16 protein-coding genes and 1 riboswitch are annotated in these 18577 nt (G+C 72.0%); of the genes, 10 read left to right on the top strand and 6 right to left on the bottom strand.

Features of this window, described 5'->3' with window-relative positions:
* Positions 1–69: 69 nt before the first annotated feature.
* On the top strand, positions 70–255 hold the full coding sequence (locus tag AB0637_RS01010; RefSeq protein WP_366169267.1) for a hypothetical protein: 186 nt from the start codon (positions 70–72) through the stop codon (positions 253–255).
* A gap of 18 nt (positions 256–273) precedes the next feature.
* On the opposite strand, the gene AB0637_RS01005 is transcribed toward AB0637_RS01010, so the two are convergent.
* Both AB0637_RS01005 and AB0637_RS01000 read right to left on the bottom strand, forming a co-directional pair.
* Positions 274–1230 carry a LacI family DNA-binding transcriptional regulator gene (locus AB0637_RS01005; RefSeq protein ID WP_366169266.1) on the bottom strand — a complete coding sequence of 319 codons (957 nt, stop codon included), beginning with the start codon at positions 1228–1230 and terminating at the stop codon, positions 274–276.
* Complete coding sequence (locus tag AB0637_RS01000) at positions 1227–3209, bottom strand: aldo/keto reductase (protein WP_366169265.1); 1983 nt, start codon at positions 3207–3209, stop codon at positions 1227–1229. The genes AB0637_RS01005 and AB0637_RS01000 overlap by 4 nt, the downstream gene beginning before the upstream one ends.
* A gap of 117 nt (positions 3210–3326) precedes the next feature.
* Between AB0637_RS01000 and ilvD the strand changes: the two genes are divergently transcribed.
* The 4 genes from ilvD to ilvC all read left to right on the top strand — a co-directional run bounded on the left by ilvD (position 3327) and on the right by ilvC (position 8731).
* Complete coding sequence (gene ilvD / locus AB0637_RS00995; protein WP_366169264.1) at positions 3327–5030, top strand: dihydroxy-acid dehydratase; 1704 nt, start codon at positions 3327–3329, stop codon at positions 5028–5030.
* Between the two features lie 282 nt (positions 5031–5312).
* The gene (locus tag AB0637_RS00990) at positions 5313–7148 is read left to right on the top strand and encodes an acetolactate synthase large subunit (protein ID WP_366169263.1); all 1836 of its coding nucleotides are present in this window, start codon (positions 5313–5315) and stop codon (positions 7146–7148) included.
* Complete coding sequence (gene ilvN, locus AB0637_RS00985) at positions 7148–7660, top strand: acetolactate synthase small subunit (protein ID WP_106214130.1); 513 nt, start codon at positions 7148–7150, stop codon at positions 7658–7660. Before AB0637_RS00990 ends, ilvN begins: the two co-directional genes overlap by 1 nt.
* 42 nt (positions 7661–7702) lie before the next feature.
* Entirely contained in the window at positions 7703–8731 is a 1029-nt protein-coding gene (gene ilvC, locus AB0637_RS00980) for a ketol-acid reductoisomerase (protein WP_366169262.1), read from the top strand.
* A gap of 229 nt (positions 8732–8960) precedes the next feature.
* Here the strand turns inward: ilvC and AB0637_RS00975 are convergent, their stop codons facing one another.
* The 3 genes from AB0637_RS00975 to AB0637_RS00965 all read right to left on the bottom strand — a co-directional run bounded on the left by AB0637_RS00975 (position 8961) and on the right by AB0637_RS00965 (position 12535).
* Positions 8961–10406: an HNH endonuclease gene (locus AB0637_RS00975; protein WP_366169261.1), complete on the bottom strand. Its 1446-nt coding sequence runs from the start codon at positions 10404–10406 to the stop codon at positions 8961–8963.
* 416 nt (positions 10407–10822) lie between these two features.
* Complete coding sequence (locus AB0637_RS00970) at positions 10823–11785, bottom strand: SGNH/GDSL hydrolase family protein (protein WP_366169260.1); 963 nt, start codon at positions 11783–11785, stop codon at positions 10823–10825.
* 144 nt (positions 11786–11929) lie between these two features.
* On the bottom strand, positions 11930–12535 hold the full coding sequence (locus AB0637_RS00965; protein ID WP_366169259.1) for an NAD(P)H-dependent oxidoreductase: 606 nt from the start codon (positions 12533–12535) through the stop codon (positions 11930–11932).
* 112 nt (positions 12536–12647) lie between these two features.
* Between AB0637_RS00965 and AB0637_RS00960 the strand changes: the two genes are divergently transcribed.
* Genes AB0637_RS00960 through AB0637_RS00940 form a run of 5 tightly spaced genes read left to right on the top strand, consistent with a single transcriptional unit; the run spans position 12648 to position 16987 of the window.
* Entirely contained in the window at positions 12648–13523 is an 876-nt protein-coding gene (locus tag AB0637_RS00960; protein WP_366169258.1) for a sugar ABC transporter permease, read from the top strand.
* Positions 13520–14347: a carbohydrate ABC transporter permease gene (locus AB0637_RS00955; RefSeq protein WP_366169257.1), complete on the top strand. Its 828-nt coding sequence runs from the start codon at positions 13520–13522 to the stop codon at positions 14345–14347. The genes AB0637_RS00960 and AB0637_RS00955 overlap by 4 nt, the downstream gene beginning before the upstream one ends.
* 18 nt (positions 14348–14365) lie before the next feature.
* Entirely contained in the window at positions 14366–15676 is a 1311-nt protein-coding gene (locus tag AB0637_RS00950) for a sugar ABC transporter substrate-binding protein (protein ID WP_366169256.1), read from the top strand.
* The gene (locus AB0637_RS00945; protein WP_366169255.1) at positions 15673–16068 is read left to right on the top strand and encodes a DUF2256 and DUF3253 domain-containing protein; all 396 of its coding nucleotides are present in this window, start codon (positions 15673–15675) and stop codon (positions 16066–16068) included. Before AB0637_RS00950 ends, AB0637_RS00945 begins: the two co-directional genes overlap by 4 nt.
* A gap of 52 nt (positions 16069–16120) precedes the next feature.
* Positions 16121–16987 carry an LLM class F420-dependent oxidoreductase gene (locus AB0637_RS00940; RefSeq protein ID WP_366169254.1) on the top strand — a complete coding sequence of 289 codons (867 nt, stop codon included), beginning with the start codon at positions 16121–16123 and terminating at the stop codon, positions 16985–16987.
* A gap of 1 nt (position 16988) precedes the next feature.
* On the opposite strand, the gene AB0637_RS00935 is transcribed toward AB0637_RS00940, so the two are convergent.
* Entirely contained in the window at positions 16989–18296 is a 1308-nt protein-coding gene (locus AB0637_RS00935; RefSeq protein ID WP_366169253.1) for an NtaA/DmoA family FMN-dependent monooxygenase, read from the bottom strand.
* Between the two features lie 67 nt (positions 18297–18363).
* Positions 18364–18470: riboswitch (SAM riboswitch) on the top strand.
* The last annotated feature ends 107 nt before the right edge of the window (positions 18471–18577 follow it).

The following is an 18577-nucleotide window of genomic DNA, read 5'->3' as shown; positions in this document are numbered from 1 at the left end:
GGCACGCCGGCGAGCGGCTACCCTGGGGACGTTTGCCTCCCCACCTCCCTCCGAGAACGGACCCCCCCTGTGGACGCCCCGCTCGACAAGCTCACCCTGCTCCAGGTCAGCCACCGCTACGACGTCGACGTCGCGACCCTGCACGCGCTCGTGGGCCGCGGCGCCCTGCCGGCGCCGACGTGGTCGCAGGGGCGGCTGGGGTGGCACGAGGACGAGGTCCGCACGCGGCTGCGGGCGCTGGCCCACCGCGCCTGAGGTCGACGCGCCCTCGGCTCAGGTCGACTCGCGCGCGAGGAACCGGTGCGGGACGACCCGCACGAGCTCGCTCGCCCCGTCCCGACCCGGTCCCTCGGACAGGGCGAGGACGAGGTCGAGGGCCGCACGGGCGACCTCGGCCAGGTCGATGGCCAGCGTCGACAGGCGCGGGGTGACGAACTCCCCGACGGCCAGCCCGTCGACGCCGACGACGCGGACCTGCCCCGGGACGGCGACGCCGTGGGCCTCGAGCTCACGCAGCAGCCGGAACCCGCCGAGGTCGTTGAACGCGACGAGCGCGTCGGGCCGCAGCGGGGCCAGGTCCGCCCACGGGGTGTCGCGGTCGACGACCACCGCTTCGAGCCCCGCCTCGCCGAAGGCCTCGACGAACGTCCGCCCGCGCGAGGAGCGCGACGGCATGTCGAGCACGACCGGTCGCCGCGTGCCCCGTTCCAGCAGGTGCCGGACGGCGTCACGCGTGGCGGTCCACCGCTCGAACTCGATCCGGCCGTGGCCGGGGTGCGCGCGGGGAGGGTCGATCTCGACGACGGGCAGGTTCGGGGCACCGGCCCCGGGGGGTTCCAGCGCCAGCCCGGTGAACCCCACGACCGCGTCCACGCCACCGACGAGGTCGGTCACCGACCCCGGTTCGGCCATGACGACGGTCCACCCGCGGGCCGCGGCCAGCCGCAGGACGGTGGCGGCGAGGTCGGCGTAGTAGGGGTTCGTCAGGTCGCCCAGGACGAGGCCGAGGGTGCGGGCGGAGGGTTTGACCAGACCCCGCCCGAACCGGGACGGGTGGTAGTTCAGCTCCCGGACGGCGGCCAGGACCCGGTCGCGCGTCGCGGGGTTGATGCCGGGCATGTCGTTGACCGCCCGGGTGACGGTCTGCCGGGAGACCCCGGCGGCGCGGGCGACGTCGACGATCGTCGCCCGCGCCGGGCCGGGGCGTTTCCCGGCCGGGGTGCTGTTCACCCCTCGCGGAGGTCCAGCCAGGCCACCTGCTGCTCGTCGAGCTCGACGCCCAGACCGGTCATGGACGAGCGCGCCTCGGCGATCGTGCGGGGGCCGAACAGCGCGAACACCTGGAACGGCTGCGCCAGCACGAAGGCCAGCGCGATGGCCGTGGCCGGCACGCCGAGCTCCCGGCCGAGCTTCTCGGCGCGGGCCTTGCGCTCGAAGTTCGCGTCCGAGTAGTAGCAGCGCACGAGTTCGGCGTCGCTGCGGTCGTCGGGGTTGGCGCGGGCGAAGAACCCGCGCGCCTGCGAACTCCACGGCAGCAGGGCGATGTCGCGTTCGGTCAGCCACTGCTTCGAGGCCGGGTCGGTGACGTGGCGGCACCCGGCCCACGGCACGTCGTACGCCTCGGCGAGGCCGAAGTGGTTGGACAACACCGAGAACGGCCGCTTGCCGTTCTTGCGGGCGTACTCGTTCGCCTCGTCCACCCGCGCCGTCGACCAGTTCGACCCGCCGTAGACCGTGATGCGGCCCGCGGAGGCGTGCTCGTCGAGGACGTCGACGAACTCGCCGACGGGGATGTCCTCGTTGTCGCGGTGCATCATGTAGATGTCCGCGTGCTCGTGGCCCTGCCGCTCGAAGGACTCGAAGAGCTGGCGGGTCAGGGACTCCGGGTCGCAGTGCGGCGTGTGGCAGCCCTTGACGATGACGTTGAGGTCGGCGCGGTTGCCGCGGTTGGCCATCCAGCGGCCGAGCAGCTTCTCGTACTTGCCCGAGCCGTAGAGCCACGCGGTGTCGAACGTGTTCCCGCCGGCCTCGACGAACGCGTCCCAGATGGCGGAGGCGTGCGCGAGGTCGGGCTGGTTGTCGCAGCCCATGACCAGGCGCGACACCTCGCGGTCCAGACCGGGGATGCGGCCGTACTTCATGGCCGTGGGCTCGGTCCGGCGCAGCGGCAGACCCGAGACGGTGGGGATGTCCGCCGTGTCGGTCTCGAACGGGTAGCGCAGCCCGATCTCGGCACGCCAGCGGTCGAGCAGGCCGTTCACGGCGAGGGTGTCGTCGAGGGTGAACGCGGGGGTCCCGTCACCGACGAGCGCCTTGGCCTCGAGGGCGTACGCCTTGTTCTCGGGCAGGTCGGGGTCGAACGCGAACGTCTCGGGTTCCGCGCCGGGCCGCGTCAGGACGACGCGGGTGTCCCCGAGGATCGTCCACGGGTCGGGCAGGTGGATCCGGCCGGCGGACCCGTAGACCGTGACCGTCTGCGGGTCGGCCAGGGCGACGCCCGTGCGGACGGCGGCGGTGACGCCGCCGGCGAACGTCAGGGACGCCGTCGCCCACTCGTCGACGCCGGTCCCGCCGACGGTGCCCTGGGCGGAGAACGCCTGCACCGCGGCGGGGCGGCCGAGGGCCGCGCTCGCGACGAGGTACGCCGCGGAGACGGGGTAGCCGCCGACGTCGAGGATGCCGCCGCCGGCGAGGTCGGCGTCGTACAGGCGCCCCTGCTGGGCGCCCGTGGCGAAGGCGAAGCTCGCGTCGACGTGCTGCACGGTGCCGACGGCGCCCTCGCGGACGAGTTCGAGCACCTTCTGCAGCTGGGGGTGGTGGGCGTACATGTACGCCTCGAGGACGTGCACGTCCGAGGCGCGGGCGGCGTCGACGACGGCCATGACGCTGCCGTGGTTGGGGGCGAAGGGCTTCTCGCACAGCACGTGCTTGCCGGCGCGGATCGCGGCCAGGGTCAGCCGGGCGTGCGTGACGTGGACGGTGCTGACGTAGACGGCGTCGACGTCGTCGCGGGCCAGCACGGCGTCGTAGTCGCCCACGAAGGCGTCCGGCGAGAACTCGGCGGCGAAGGCGCGCGCCCGCTCCTGGCCACCGGCCGTGGGGGAACCGCCGACGGCGACGAGCTGCGCGTCGGCGAAGGGCAGCTGCGAGGCGAACCGGTGGGCGATGCCACCGGGACCGAGCACGGCCCAGCGGGTGGGGGTCGACATCTGGCGCTCCTTCGAGCCGGAGAGGGACGTCGTGAACGTTCACGACGTGGTCGACGCTATCCCCGGCCGCGTGGTCCGGTCAACGCCCCCCACCCCCGCCCTGCCTAGACTCCACCCGTGAGCCCAGCCGATGAGATCGACGTCAAACCGCGCAGCCGGCAGGTCACCGACGGGCTGGAGGCGACCGCCTCGCGCGGCATGCTCCGCGCCGTCGGCATGGGGGACGACGACTGGGAGAAGCCCCAGATCGGCGTCGCCTCGAGCTGGAACGAGATCACCCCCTGCAACCTGTCCCTGGACCGCCTCGCCAAGGCCGTGAAGGACGGTGTGCACGCCGCCCAGGGGTACCCGCTGGAGTTCGGCACGATCTCCGTCTCGGACGGGATCTCCATGGGGCACCAGGGGATGCACTTCTCCCTCGTGTCCCGCGAGGTCATCGCCGACTCGGTCGAGACCGTCATGAGCGCCGAGCGCCTCGACGGGTCGGTCCTGCTCGCCGGCTGCGACAAGTCGCTGCCAGGCATGCTCATGGCCGCCGCCCGTCTCGACCTGGCGAGCGTCTTCCTCTACGCCGGGACGATCCTGCCCGGGCGGGCCAAGCTGTCCGACGGCAGCGAGCACGAGGTGACGCTCATCGACGCCTTCGAGGCCGTCGGGGCGTGCGCCCGCGGGCTCATGTCGCGCGAGGACGTCGGCGTCATCGAGCGCGCGATCTGCCCGGGCGAGGGCGCCTGCGGCGGGATGTACACCGCCAACACGATGGCCGCCGCGGCCGAGGCGCTCGGCATGTCGCTGCCCGGCAGCGCCGCGCCGCCGGCGACCGACCGCCGCCGCGACGGGTTCGCCCGCCGCTCCGGCGAGGCGGTCGTGGGCCTGCTGCGCCACGGCATCACGGCCCGGCAGATCCTCACCAAGGAGGCGTTCGAGAACGCCATCGCCGTCGTCATGGCGCTGGGCGGTTCCACCAACGCCGTGCTGCACCTGCTGGCCATCGCCTACGAGGCCGAGGTCGACCTCACGCTGGCGGACTTCGACCGCGTCGCGGGCAAGGTGCCGCACCTCGGTGACCTCAAGCCGTTCGGCAAGCACGTCATGGTCGACGTCGACCGCATCGGCGGGATCCCCGTCGTCATGCGCGCGCTGCTGGACGCCGGCCTGCTGCACGGGGACACCCTCACGGTCACCGGCAAGACGATGGCGGAGAACCTCGCCGACATCGCCCCGCCGGACGTCGACGGCGTCGTGCTGCGCGCGCTGGACAACCCGATCCACAAGACCGGCGGCATCACGATCCTCACGGGCAACCTCGCGCCCGGAGGGGCCGTCGTGAAGAGCGCGGGCTTCGACTCCGACGTCTTCGAGGGCACGGCCCGCGTCTTCGAGCGCGAGCGCGCGGCCCTCGACGCGCTGGAGGACGGCACGATCTCGGCCGGGGACGTCGTGGTCATCCGCTACGAGGGCCCCAAGGGCGGCCCGGGGATGCGCGAGATGCTCGCGATCACCGGGGCGATCAAGGGCGCCGGGCTGGGCAAGGACGTCCTGCTCCTGACCGACGGCCGCTTCTCGGGCGGGACGACGGGCCTGTGCGTGGGTCACATCGCCCCCGAGGCCGTCGACGGCGGCCCGATCGCCTTCGTCCGCGACGGCGACCGGATCCGGCTCGACGTGGCCGGCAAGACGCTCGAGGTGCTCGTCGACGACTCCGAGCTGGCCGCGCGCCGCGAGGGCTGGGCGCCGCTGCCCCCGGTCTTCACGCGCGGGGTGCTCGCCAAGTACGCCAAGCAGGTCCAGTCCGCCTCGGTCGGGGCCGTCTGCAGCTGACGCGCCCCTGCGTCGACGGTCCCTCGTTCTGAGACGGGTGTCCACGATGTGAGACGCGGCGCGCTGTCGGCTGACAGCGCGCCGCGGGACGGCTACCTTCTGAGCCATGCGGTTCCTCGTAGCCATCGGACAGCGCGCCGGCTGAGTCAGTTCGGCCGAGCGCGCGACCCCTCACACGCCATCCCTGGCTGAGGGGTCTTTTTGCGTCCGGCGGACCGAACACGCCGGGCGTCCGGGAAGCACGACCACCGTGAACGGCACCGCCCGAGGAGGACACCCGAGATGCCAGAGCAACTGCCCCTGGACCCCAAGCTCCCCGTCGCCCGGCTCACCGGCGCGCAGAGCCTCGTCCGTTCGCTCGAGGCGGTAGGGGTCGAGATCGTCTTCGGGTACCCCGGCGGCACGATCCTCCCGAGCTACGACCCGCTCATGGACTCGCCGTACGTCAAGCACATCCTCGTCCGCCACGAGCAGGGCGCCGGCCACGCGGCCGAGGGCTACGCGCAGGCGACCGGCAAGGTCGGCGTCTGCATGGCCACGTCCGGCCCAGGCGCGACGAACCTCGTGACGCCCATCGCCGACGCCTACATGGACTCCGTCCCGCTCGTCGCGATCACGGGCCAGGTGGGCACGAAGGCCATCGGCACGGACGCCTTCCAGGAGGCGGACATCACGGGGATCACCATCCCGATCACCAAGCACAACTACCTGGTGACCGACCCGGCCGAGATCCCGCGCACGATCGCCGAGGCCTTCCACCTCGCCTCGACCGGGCGTCCCGGCCCGGTCCTCGTCGACATCCCCAAGTCGGTGCAGACGGCGCTGACGTCGTACACGTGGCCCGAGACGGTGGACCTGCCCGGCTACCGGCCCGTCACGCGTCCGCACAGCAAGCAGATCCGCGAGGCGGCGCGCCTCATCGCCGCCTCCGAGCGGCCCGTGCTCTACGTCGGTGGCGGCGTCATCAAGGCCGACGCGTCGGCCGAGCTGCGCGCCCTGGCCGACCTCACGGGAATCCCGGCCGTGACGACCCTCATGGCGCGCGGCGCCCTGCCCGACTCGCACCCGAACCACCTGGGCATGCCCGGCATGCACGGGACGGTCGCGGCCGTCACGGCGCTGCAGAAGTCCGACCTGCTCATCACGCTCGGCGCGCGGTTCGACGACCGCGTGACGGGGGAGCTGTCGAGCTTCGCGCCCGAGGCCAAGGTCATCCACGCCGACATCGACCCGGCCGAGATCGGCAAGAACCGCACGGTCGACGTCCCCATCGTGGGTGACGCCAAGCTCGTCATCGCCGAACTGACGACCGCCGTGGCCGCCGAGTTCGAGAAGGGCCGCGCCGACCTGTCGGCGTGGCACGAGCTGACGCAGTCCTGGAAGGCGACGTACCCCCTCGGGTACGCCGAGTCCGAGGACGGCACCCTCGCCCCGCAGTACGTCATCGAGCGCATCGGCGCCATCGCCGGTCCCGACGCGGTCTACGTCGCGGGGGTCGGGCAGCACCAGATGTGGTCCGCCCAGTTCGTCCGCTACGAGAACCCGCGCACCTGGATCAACTCCGGGGGCCTGGGAACCATGGGGTTCTCCGTCCCGGCGGCCATGGGCGCCAAGGTGGGTCTGCCGGACACCGTCGTGTGGGCCATCGACGGCGACGGCTGCTTCCAGATGACGAACCAGGAACTGGCGACGTGCACCCTCAACGGCATCCCGGTGAAGGTCGCGATCATCAACAACTCCTCGCTCGGCATGGTGCGGCAGTGGCAGACGCTCTTCTACTCCGAGCGCTACTCCAACACCGACCTGCACTCCGGTGACCACCACGGCACGCACGCCGCCCCGGTGCCGGACTTCGTCAAGCTCGCCGACGCCTACGGCTGCGTCGGTCTGCGTTGCGACAAGCCCGAGGACGTCGACGCGACGATCGAGAAGGCCATGGCCATCAACGACGTCCCCGTCGTCATCGACTTCCGCGTCCACCGCGACGCCATGGTCTGGCCGATGGTCGAGGCCGGCGTGAGCAACGACGCCATCCAGTACGCCCGCGGGGTCTCGCCCCAGTGGGACCGCGAGGAGTCCGGTGACACCGTCTCCGGTGAGGAGAAGGTGATCTCCTGATGTCCCAGCACACCCTGTCCGTCCTGGTCGAGAACCGACCCGGTGTCCTGATGCGCGTGACGTCGCTGTTCGCGCGCAGGAACTTCAACATCCACTCCCTCACGGTCGGACCGACCGAGCGCGCCGAGATCTCCCGCATGACCATCGTCGTGGACGTGGAGCGGCAGCCGTTGGAGCAGGTGACGAAGCAGCTCAACAAGCTCATCAACGTCCTGAAGATCGTCGAGCTCGAGGACGACGCCTCGGTCCAGCGCGAGCTCCTGCTCGTCAAGGTCCGGGCCGACGCCTCGGCGCGCGGGGAGGTGCTCGACACCGTGCAGCTGTTCCGCGCGCACGTCGTCGACGTCGCCCCCGACGCGGTGACGGTGGAGGCGACCGGGAGCCCCGACAAGCTGGCCGCGCTGCTGCGCGTCCTGGAACCGTTCGGCATCCGGGAACTGGTGCAGTCCGGTTCGGTGGCGCTCGCCCGTGGCGGGCGTGCGATCTCCGACCGCGCGCTCCGCTCCGCCTGACCCTTTCGCAACCGCACGAAGAAACCGAGGAGAGAACCCCACGTGGCCGAGATGTTCTACGACGACGACGCCGACCTGTCCAAGATCACCGGCAAGAAGGTGGCCGTCATCGGCTTCGGCAGCCAGGGCCACGCCCACGCGCTGTCGCTGCGCGACTCCGGCGTCGACGTGGTCGTCGGCCTGAAGGAGGGCTCGAAGAGCCGCGACAAGGCGCAGGAGCAGGGTCTCGCCGTCGCCACCCCGTTCGAGGCCGCCAAGGCCGCCGACGTCATCATGGTCCTGGTGCCGGACCACCTGCAGCGCGGTCTGTACGCCGAGGCGATCGAGCCGAACCTCACCGCCGGCAAGGCGCTGTTCTTCAGCCACGGCTTCAACATCCGCTTCGGCTACATCAAGCCCCCGGCCGACGTCGACGTCGTCATGGTCGCCCCCAAGGGCCCGGGCCACCTCGTGCGCCGCGAGTACGTCGACGGTCGCGGTGTCCCCGTGATCGTCGCCGTCGAGCAGGACGCCACGGGCGGCGCCTGGGGCCTGGCCCTGGCCTACGCCAAGGCGATCGGCGGCCTGCGCGCCGGCGGCATCAAGACCACCTTCACCGAGGAGACCGAGACCGACCTGTTCGGTGAGCAGGCCGTCCTGTGCGGTGGCGCGTCCGCGCTCGTGCAGACCGGTTTCGAGGTCCTCACCGAGGCCGGCTACCAGCCCGAGGTGGCGTACTTCGAGTGCCTGCACGAGCTCAAGCTCATCGTCGACCTCATGTACGAGGGCGGGATCGCCAAGCAGCGCTGGTCGGTCTCCGACACCGCCGAGTGGGGCGACTACATCTCCGGCCCGCGCGTCATCGACGCGTCGGTCAAGGAGCGCATGAAGGACGTCCTCAAGGACATCCAGGACGGCACCTTCGCCCGGAACTTCATCGAGGACCAGGACGCCGGCGCCCCGAAGTTCAAGGAGCTGCGCGCCCAGGGCGAGCAGCACCCGATCGAGGCCACTGGCCGTGAGCTGCGCAAGCTCATGGCGTGGGTGAAGTCCGACGACAGCGACTACGTCGAGGGTTCCGCCGCGCGCTGACCCTGACCGTCCGAAACCCCCGTACCGTCCGCCGGTACGGGGGTTTCGTGCGTTCCCGGGGGACCCGTGCAGACGCACCGGCACCCGCCCCGGGCGGATGCGGCGTGGTGGGCGGTGGAGCCCGCGAGCACCACCGCCCGCGGCCAGGACACAGGTGGGCAGGACGACCAGGTCGAGGTCGCCGCGGATCGGATCGTCGACCTCCACCACCAGCGCAGGGCGGAACGCCTCAGGCGGCCCGATCATCTCGTTCGAGGGCGCGGCTGAGTTCCTCCACCTGCTGCCGCAGGGCGGGGTGGTCGTTCCGCGTCCAGGGTCCGGGGGTCATCAGCTTCCCGAGGTCCCGTTGCATCCTGCGGGCTTCGGGTAACCCGTCGTCGCCGAACCTGGCTTCGAGGCGTCCGGCGTGGAGGGCTCGGTGGTCGCGGCCGCAGAGCAGGACGAGGTTGTCGACGCTGGTGGGGCCGCCGTCTGCCCAGTGGACGACGTGGTGGAGGTGGCAGGCCCAGGCCGGGGCTCCGCAGCCGGGGGCGATGCACCCGCGGTCGCGTTCGGCGACGATGAGGCGTTGGTTGTCGGTGGCGTGCCGGTCCAGGGTGTGCAGCGAGCGGGGCCGGCTGAGGCGGTCCATGACGGCGACGGTGACGTCGGCGTCGCAGGAGGCGGCGCGCAGGGTGGCGTCGGTGACGGGGCCGTGGGTGTCGGCGGTGGCGGTGCCGGACTCGACGGAGCCGTCGGCGTTGAGGGTGGCGCGTAGGACGACGGTGGCCTTGTGGGCGACGACGGGGTCGACGTCGCTGGCGGGGTGATGCGCACCCGTCGTCACCAGTGCGACGAGTCCGTCGTGGCGGCGCTGTCCGACCGAGCGGGTGTCGTCGCCTACCGCGGTGGGCTGAGGTTTGGCGGCGGCTTCGACGGCGGAGCGGACGACGACGGCGGCGGCTTCGTCGAGGTCGACGGTCATGCGCAGCATGCCGTGGCGGCGGGTGAAGGTGAGGGTGCGGCGGCTGGCGGGGTCCGGTTCGAGGTCGCGGACGTGCCGGTCGCCGCGTTCGGGGTCGAAGACGGTGAGGATGTCCTCGACGAGGGCGGCGGCGGTGCCCAGGGGCTGGGGAGCGATGGAGGTCGTGAAGAACCCGTCGAGCACCTCACCGCGGTGCTGGGTGGTCCACACCTCCTCACCTGATTCGCGGCGCACCTTGACCGCGATGGTGCCGCGGCGCAGTGGGGTGGGGATGGACTGCAACGCGGTGACGGCGCCGTGGACGTGGTTCAGGGTGGTGTTCCCGGCCGCGAGTTCCCCACCCATCAGAGCGAGGGATCCGCGGTCGCCGTCGAGGCCGCCGATGCGTCCGTCCCAGTGGACGTGGGGGTCGGTGTGGCGGGCGGCGGTGACGTCCTTGCGGGCCAGGGTGCGGGACAGGTTCACCGGTGAGGTGGCGAGCAGGTCGACGACGGAACTCTCGGGGGCGTGCTCCAGAGTCCGGCGCAGGAGGTGCAGTTTGGTGGCGTCGAGGCGGTTGCCGAGGGCGTAGAGCGAGCGGGTGAGGTGTTCGACGTCGTCGCGGTCGAGGGTTCCGGTGGGCAGGGTGAGGAGGTCGTCCAGGTCGGCCGCGAGACGCGTGAGGGCGTCGGCGGCCCTGTCGCGTGGGGTGTCCTGGACGGTGGGGGTCATGTGTTCAAGTTTAGTCGAACAATGCCTGTGTCGGAAGGCTGGGCGGCTCGTAACTTTGTGCGGCAGAACGGTTTACGGACCGTCGTCTGTGGATGAGAGTGTGAACTTCGGCGACGTCCCACGGCCGTGACCCGGACCGTCGAGGACGAGACCGTCGAGGAGTCCCGGCCCAGGTCGCGAGTTCGCGGAACTCCGAGTTCTCCGTCGTGACGGCCGAGCATCTGGGTGCCCCCGTCGTCGTGTGGCTGGAGTTCACCAGCCGGCAGGACCCTGGACTGGGTCCCGCCGGCCGGCCCGAGGAGACCTGCGCCAAACTGGTCCCTCAATGACACCGTCGTGCACGACGCGGGCGTTCATCGCGGCCGACCGCCCAGCGAGGGCGGGGTCCGCGAGGCGAATCGCGGACCCCGCAACCCTCAGTGCCGGGGCCGCAGCGAGCAGCGGACGGCCTCCAGGCTCGCCGTGATCGCGCGCTGCCCGACCGCGTTCGGGTGGAAGCTGAGGACCGGGTCCTGCGGGACGATGCTGTTGATCCACGAGGCGCCGGGGTCGGCCTCGCAGGAGGAGTGCCCCGTGAACGGGCGCACGAGGTCGACGTACGTCGCCCCGACGGCCGCGGCGGTCGACGCGGCGGCCGCGTTGAGCTGCAGGGTCGCCTGGTTGACGAGCGTCCGGGCCTGGGGCGCGATGACGTCGCAGCGCGCCGAGGCGGTCCCGGTGGGGAAGAGCAGTGGGTAGCCGGTCACGACGAGCCGGGCGTGCGGCGCCCGTGCCTGCACGGTGCGGTAGAGCTGCTCCAGCGGGGAGACGCCGCCGGCGGGTGCGCTCGTGAGGGCGCGCAGGGCGGCTGCCGAACCGGCCAGCGCGTTCTCGCAGGACGGGGCGCCCGGGACGGGTTGGACGGTGTTGCACGCGGTGGCGACGGTGCTGAACCCCGCGTCGTTCCCGCCGATGCTGAGGGTCACGGTGCGCGTGCGGGGTCCGAGGGCGTCGAGCTGGGACCGTTCGCCCTTCGACCCGCTGACGAGGGTCGCCGTCGTCGCCCCGCTGCACGCGGCGTTGACGTAGCCCCGGCCGCGGTGGCCCGCCAAGGACTCGCCGAACACCGCGTGGCCGCCCAGGGCGGAGCGGTGGCAGCCGTCGGATCCGCTGTCGCCGAACACGTTCGTCGTCCACGGCTGTGCGCCGGGGGCCGGGGCGCCCTCGCCCGAGGCGTAGGAGTCGCCCAGAGTGGCGACGGCGGAACCGCCCGGCGGAAGACCCGGGGGTCGGCCCCCGTGGGCCGAGGCGCCGCCGGCGCCGACGAGGACGAGCGCGGAGCTCGTCACCGCCGTCACGAGCGCCGTGGTGCACCTGCGGGAGACCCTGGACCTGGACACGTGCGCCTCCGGTGGCTCGTCCTCGAGTGGGTGGGGCGGGACGAGTGTGGCACCGGCGGTCTCCGCTGCCCAGGGGTGCTTCCGGGGGCGCGGAGGACCCGTGGGTGGCCCGTCGAGCGACGGACCACCCAGGGGTCCGGGAGGTCAGCCCTTGAGCTTGCGGGCCGTGCCCACGACCCGGTTCACGAGGTGGTCCAGGGCGGTGAACTCGGTGTCCCCGAGCGGGATGTCGTTGCCCCCGCCGGTCACGTGGCTGACACCGTAGGGGTTGCCGTCGACGAACTTGGAACCGTCGGTGTAGCCGGGCGGGACGATGATCCCGCCGAAGTGGTAGATCGTGTTGTAGAGCGCGAGCAGCGTCGTCTCCTGGCCGCCGTGCAGGGTCTGGGAGGAGGTGAACCCCGCGTAGACCTTGTCCGCGAGCAGGCCCTGGCCCCACTGGGCGCCGAGGGAGTCGATGAACAGCTTGAGCTGGCCGGCGATGTTGCCGTAGCGGGTGGGGGAGCCGAACAGGACCGCGTCGGCCCAGACGATGTCGTCCGCCGTCACGGCCTCGGTGCCCTGCCCGGCCTCGGCCTCGACCTGCTGGGCGTCGGTGGCGGCCTTCTCGCCGCCGGAGGTCTGGCGTTCGACCTGGCGCAGGCGGACTTCGGCCCCCGCCTGCGCACCGGTGGCGGCCAGGCGCTCGGCCATCGAGCGCACCGTCCCGGTCGCGGAGTAGTAGACGATGGCGAGCTTCACGTCGCTCACTGGGTCCTCCAGTTTCGTTGAACGTGCAAGGGCATCGCCAACCTAGCCCTCTCCCGTCGCGAGCGCACTGCGGGCGTGGCATGTTGACCACCGGACGAGCGGGAGGTGACGTGTGCGCACACGCCGGACGAAGGAAGCGCTGACGGGGTGGGCCCTGCTCGCGCCGAGCCTGCTGGGAACCGTCGTCTTCCTGCTGGTGCCCGTCGCGGTCGCGCTGTGGCTCAGCCTGCAGCGCTGGGACCTCGTGTCCCCAGCGCGGTGGGCCGGGCTCGACAACTACGCGACCGTCCTGTCCGACGCGGGCATCCGGCACTCCTTCGCCGTGACGATCCTGTTCACCCTCCTCGTCATCCCCGTCCAGACCGCCCTGGGGTTGTTCGTCGCCGTGCTCCTCTCGCGGCGGTTGCCGGGCTCGTCGTTCTTCCGCGTCCTCTACGTCGTGCCGTGGATCTGCGCCCCCCTCGTCGTGGGTCTGGTCTGGCGGTGGATGTTCGACCCCTCCACCGGCGCCCTCAACGCCCTCCTCGGCACGCGCGTGGAGTGGCTCACGAGCCACAGCCTCGCGTTGCCCGCCGTCGCGTTCGTGACGGTCTGGACGCAGGTCGGCTACGTCGCCCTGTTCTTCCTCGCGGGGCTGGCGGGGATCCCGGCCCAGCTCGCGGACGCCGCACGCGTCGACGGGGCCGGGCCCTGGCGGATCTTCTGGAGCATCACGCTGCCGCTGCTGCGGCCGACGACGTCCTTCGTCCTCATCACCGGGATCATCTCCAGCTTCCAGGTCTTCGACACCGTCTACGCCATGACGGGGGGCGGACCCGGCGGGGCGACGTCGCTGCTCGCCTACGAGATCTACTCCGAGGCGTTCACGGCGCTGCGGATGGGGCGCGCGGCCGCGATCGCCGTCGTGCTGACCGTCGTGCTGGTGGTCCTCACGCTCGCGCAACGCCTGTGGTTCGCGCGCCGCACCACGTACGAGGTGGCCACGTGACGCGCCGGAGCGCGGGGATCGTCGGCACCTACCTCGTCCTGCTCGCCGGGGCCGTGCTCGCGCTCGGTCCGTACGTCCTGAGCCTGCTGACCTCGCTCAAGGAACCCTCGCAGCTGGCGCGCCGGGCGACGCTGACGTGGCCCGCACCGTGGACGGGGCAGAACTACGCCGACGTCCTCGGGGGTCAGTACACGCTGGTGCCCGCGCTCGTCGTGACGGTCCAGGTGGTCCTCGTCCTGCTCGTGGGGCAGCTCGTCTGCTCGGTCCTCGCCGCCTACGCGTTCGCGCGGTTGCAGTTCCCGGGCCGGCGCGTGCTGTTCGGGGGGTACCTCGCGACCATGATGGTGCCGCAGGTGGTGACCATCGTCCCGCTCTACGTCATGTTCGCGCAGGCGGGCCTGCGGAACACGTTCTGGGGGATCGTGCTGCCGACCCTGTTCGGCTCCCCGTTCGCGGTGTACCTGCTGCGCGAGCACTTCCGGGCCGTCCCGCAGGACCTCGAGGACGCCGCCAGGCTCGACGGCTGCGGGACGCTGCGCATCCTGCGGCACGTCGTCGTCCCGCTGTCCCGGCCGGTGCTCGCGACGCTCGCCGTCATCACCGTCGTCAGCCAGTGGAACAACTTCCTCTGGCCGCTCATCATCACGACCGGCCCGACGTGGCAGACGCTCACGGTCGCCACCGCCAACCTGCAGAGCCAGTACAACGGCAACTGGACGCTCGTCACCGCCGCGACGACGCTCGCCATGGCGCCGCTCGTGGTCCTGTTCCTGCTCGTCAACAAGCACGTCACGGAGTCGATCTCGCTCACCGGATTCCGCTGAGCCACGGGAGAAAGCGACATGAGCACTGTCACGAGGCGGAACCTGCTGCGGGGCGGACTGGCGGCGGGCCTCGGCACCGCGGCGCTGAGCGGCTGCTCGATCGCCGACGACGGCACGTCCAGCGGCGGCTCCTCCGGCGGCGGCACGACCGTGACCGTCCGGCTGTGGGACGACACCGTCCAGCCGGCCTACGAGAAGAGCTTCGAGGCCTTCCGCGCCAAGAACCCCGGGATCACGCCGAAGATCGAGATGGTCCCGTGGGCCAGCTACTGGGACAAGCTGCCCGCCGACGTCGCCGGCGGCACCCTGCCGGACGTCCTGTGGGTCAACAGCTCCAACTTCGGCGTCTACGTCGACTCCGGGACGTTCCTCAACATCAGCGAGGCGCTGCCCGACGCGGTGGGTGGCTGGCAGAAGACCGTGGTCGACCAGTACACGCGCAAGGGCGCCCTGTGGGGCGTCCCGCAACTGTCCGACGCCATCGGGTTGTTCTACAACCGCGAGCTCGTCCAGGCTGCGGGGGTCGACCCGTCCAACCTCACGTGGAACCCCACCGGGACCGGTGACACGTTCCTGCCCGCGGCGAAGGCGCTGACGCGCGCCGAGGGCGCGAGGACGCAGTACGGCTTCAACGCGGCCTACGACCTGCAGGCGATCTTCTACGACTTCGTCGGGTCCAACGGCGGGCGGTGGCAGGCCGACGACGACACCTACGTCTTCGGCGACGACCCGAAGTCGGTCGAGGCCGTGCAGTACGTCGTCGACCTGATCAACCGCGACAAGGTGTCCCCGTCGGCCGCCGACACCAACGACAACGGCGACTTCTCCCGCGACCAGTTCACCCAGGGGACCATGGCCCTGTTCCAGTCGGGGACGTACAACCTCAAGAACGTCGCCGACGGCGCCCAGTTCGACTGGGGCATCGCCCCCGGCCTCACCGGACCCGCGGGCCGCGTCCTCGTCACGAACGGCATCGTCGCCGTCGGAAACGCCAAGTCCAAGGACAAGGAGGCCACCCTCAAGGTCCTGCAGTGGCTCGGCAGCGAGGAGGGCGCCGCACCCGTCGGGGCGCAGGGGGTGGCGTTCCCCGCCGTCACCGCGGCCCAGCAGAGCTACCTCGACTTCTGGAAGGGCAAGGGCGTCGACGTCCAGCCGTTCCTCGACGCCGCCGCGGCGACCGACGTCATGCCCGCCCCGCACGGACCCCGCGCGCAGACCGGGCAGTCCGCGGCCGACGAGGTCCTCAAGGAGGTCTTCCTCGGACGCATCCCCGTCGCCCAGGGGATGAAGCAGGCCCAGGACGCCGCCAACGCCGCGATCCGCGGATGAGCCACCGTTCGAAACCGACGACGACGCTGCCCACGAAGGACTGCGCCGTGTGCGGGCGCACCATCACGTGGCGCAAGAAGTGGGAACGCGACTGGGACGGGGTGAAGTACTGCTCCGACGCCTGCCGCCGCCGGGCCAGGTCCGCCGGCGGCGTCGACGCCGACCTCGAGACGACGCTGCGGCGGTTGCTCGACGAACGCGGCCGTTCGAAGACGGTGTGCCCCAGCGAGGTGGCCCGCGCCGTGGGCGGCGAGGACTGGCGGGACCTCATGGAACCGGCGCGGTCCGCTGCACGGCGGCTCGTGGCCGCGGGGGAGGCCGAGATCACCCAGGGCGGTCACGTCGTAGACCCCTCGACCGCGAAGGGTCCCATCCGCGTGCGCCTGCGCTGAGGGCCGGGCGTAGCGTCCGGAGGACCTGCCCACCGCGCGCGAGGAGCCCGGAATGCACATCGGTCTGCACGTCTCCGACTTCACCAACCCCGGCGGCCCGGCCACCCTGCGCGAGGACCTCGTCCGCGTCGTCACCGAGGCCGAGGAGTCCGGGTTCCGCTCCGTCAGCGTCATGGACCACCTGTGGCAGATCCCGCCGATCGGCGACGCCGAACGCGCCATGCTCGAGGCGTACACGACGCTGGGGTTCATCGCGGCCCGCACCGAGCGCGTCGAACTGCTCGCCTGGGTCACCGCGGTCACCTACCGGGAACCGGGGGTGCTCGCCAAGCTCGTCACGACCCTCGACGTCCTGTCCGGCGGTCGCGCCTGGCTCGGCATCGGCGCGGCGTGGTTCGAGCAGGAGGCCACGGGGCTCGGGCTGCCGTTCCCCTCGACCGCCGAACGCTTCGAGCGGCTGGAGGAGACGTTGCGGATCTGCCGTCAGATGTGGTCGGACTCCGAGGAACCCTTCGAGGGCACGCACTACACGCTGGGCCGCACGCTCAACAGCCCGCAGCCCCTGCGCCGGCCGCACCCGCCGATCCTCATCGGCGGCGGGGGCGAGCGCAAGACGCTGCGCCTCGTCGCCCAGTACGGCGACGCGTGCAACCTCTTCGGGCACGACGACATCGCGCACAAGCTCGACGTCCTCAAGCGGCACTGCGACGACCTCGGCCGCGACTACGACGAGATCGAGAAGACCGTCATGACGGTCGCCGACCCGGCCGACCTCGACGGGTTCGTCGAGCAGTGCCGCGGTTTCGCGGCCCTCGGGGTCACCCACGTCCACGGCGGGTTCCGTGGATACTTCGAGCCCGGCAGCGTCCGGCGCTTCGGCGAGGCGGTCGTCCCACGGCTGGCCGAGCTCGGGGCCTGACTCAGGCCCAGCGGCTGCGGGGGACCGGCAGACCCAGGTTCCCCCGCAGCGTCGCGGCCCGCAGTTCCGGGGCGAGCACACCGCGGCGCACCAGCAGCGGGACGACCTCGTCGGCGAACTCCTCCAGCCCCCGCGGGACGGAGGAGAACGCGAGGGTGAACCCGTCGGCCGCACCGGAGGTGAACCGCTCGGTCATCCAGTCCGCGACCTCCTCGGGGGTCCCGGGCAGGAACCGTCGGCGCAGCATGGCGCGGTACAGCTCGCGCAGCGTGAACCGGTCGCGGTCCACGAGCTTGCGGATGCCCTCGTAGACGGTCTGCACCTGGTTCGAGCCGCCCGCGAAGTCGAAGCGGAACTCCTCGTCGAGGGGCCGGTCGGACAGGTCGACCCCGAGGTGGTGGGACAACCAGTCCAGGCTCAGCCGGTCCGGGGTGAGGGCCTCGATCTCGTCCACCCGTTCCCGGGCCTGTGCGCTGGTGGCGCCGAGGACGGGGGACAGCGCCGGCAGGACCAGCAGGTCCGACCGCGCGCGACCGGCGGCGACGGCCCGCCCCTTGTAGTCCTCGTACAGCCGTTGCGCTCCGGGCAACGGCGCCGAGCCCGGGACGAAGACCGCCTCGGCGTGCCGTCCCGCCAGCCGGCGGCCGTCCTCGGACGACCCCGCCTGGAACAGGACCGGCCGGCCCTGCGGCGGCCGGGGCAGGTTCAGGGGACCGCGCACGCGGAAGAACTCGCCCTCGTGGTCCAGGACGTGCATCCCGGCCGGGTCGGCGTACCGGCCGCTCGCCGCGTCCGGGGCGACGGCGCCGTCGTCCCAGCTGTCCCACAACCCGTGGACCACCTCGACGAACTCCGCGCCGCGCCGGTACCGCGCCGCGTGGTCGAGGTTGCGCTCCAGGCCGAAGTTGCGCGCCTCCTCGTCGCTCGCGGACGTCACGAGGTTCCAGCCCGCGCGGCCGGAGCTGAGGAAGTCCAGGGAACCCACCTGCCGGGCGGTGTGGAACGGTTCGTTGTACGTCGTGGACACCGTCGCCACCAGACCGATGCGCTCCGTGCACCGCGTCAGCGCCCCGAGCAGCCCGAACGGTTCGGGTCGCAGGTTCGCCACGTGCTCGACACCGGAGGGGAACCGGTCCCACACGTAGAGCTCGTCGGCGTAGAAGACCGCGGCGAAGCCGGCCCGTTCCGCCGTGCGCGCGAAGTCCTCGTAGTAGCCGACCGAGAGGTAGTCGGCGGGCCGGCCGCCGGGCAGTCGCCAGCTCGTGAGGTGCTCGCCGCCGGGGTAGAAGAGCATCGCCGTGAGGATCACGCCGCCGCACGCTACCCCGGCCGTGTGGAGCGCTTGACAGCCCGGGCCCCCGTGCCCTCCACTGGATGTGCCATCCAGAGCGGCCGAGAGACCTGGCTCGTCGACGCCGCAGCAACCGCCCCGCCGGGGTCGGTGCTCCCGCCAGGACCGATGGGAGAGGACCACCGATGGAGCACGCACCGCTGACGCGACGTCTCGTGATCGACCTGCTGCGCAGTGCCGGGATGACCTGTCGGGCCTGACCGCCCCGACGTCTCCCCACGCCAGCCCCCGGAAGGTCC

The organism is Kineococcus sp. NPDC059986 (assembly GCF_040702905.1).
In the GTDB taxonomy this organism is placed as follows: domain Bacteria; phylum Actinomycetota; class Actinomycetes; order Actinomycetales; family Kineococcaceae; genus Kineococcus.
The sequence above is the reverse complement of the archived record's forward strand: the minus strand, read 5'-3'. Positions and strand labels throughout refer to the sequence as shown.

Bases quoted from the DNA above. Each gene is read 5' to 3' on its own strand.
- AB0637_RS01000 (WP_366169265.1), bottom strand. From the start codon at position 3,209: ATGTCGACCCCCACCCGCTGGGCCGTGCTCGGTCCCGGTGGCATCGCC.
- AB0637_RS00945 (WP_366169255.1), top strand. From the start codon at position 15,673: ATGAGCCACCGTTCGAAACCGACGACGACGCTGCCCACGAAGGACTGC.
- ilvN (WP_106214130.1), top strand. From the start codon at position 7,148: ATGTCCCAGCACACCCTGTCCGTCCTGGTCGAGAACCGACCCGGTGTC.
- AB0637_RS00950 (WP_366169256.1), top strand. From the start codon at position 14,366: ATGAGCACTGTCACGAGGCGGAACCTGCTGCGGGGCGGACTGGCGGCG.
- AB0637_RS00990 (WP_366169263.1), top strand. From the start codon at position 5,313: ATGCCAGAGCAACTGCCCCTGGACCCCAAGCTCCCCGTCGCCCGGCTC.
- AB0637_RS00975 (WP_366169261.1), bottom strand. From the start codon at position 10,406: ATGACCCCCACCGTCCAGGACACCCCACGCGACAGGGCCGCCGACGCC.
- AB0637_RS00940 (WP_366169254.1), top strand. From the start codon at position 16,121: ATGCACATCGGTCTGCACGTCTCCGACTTCACCAACCCCGGCGGCCCG.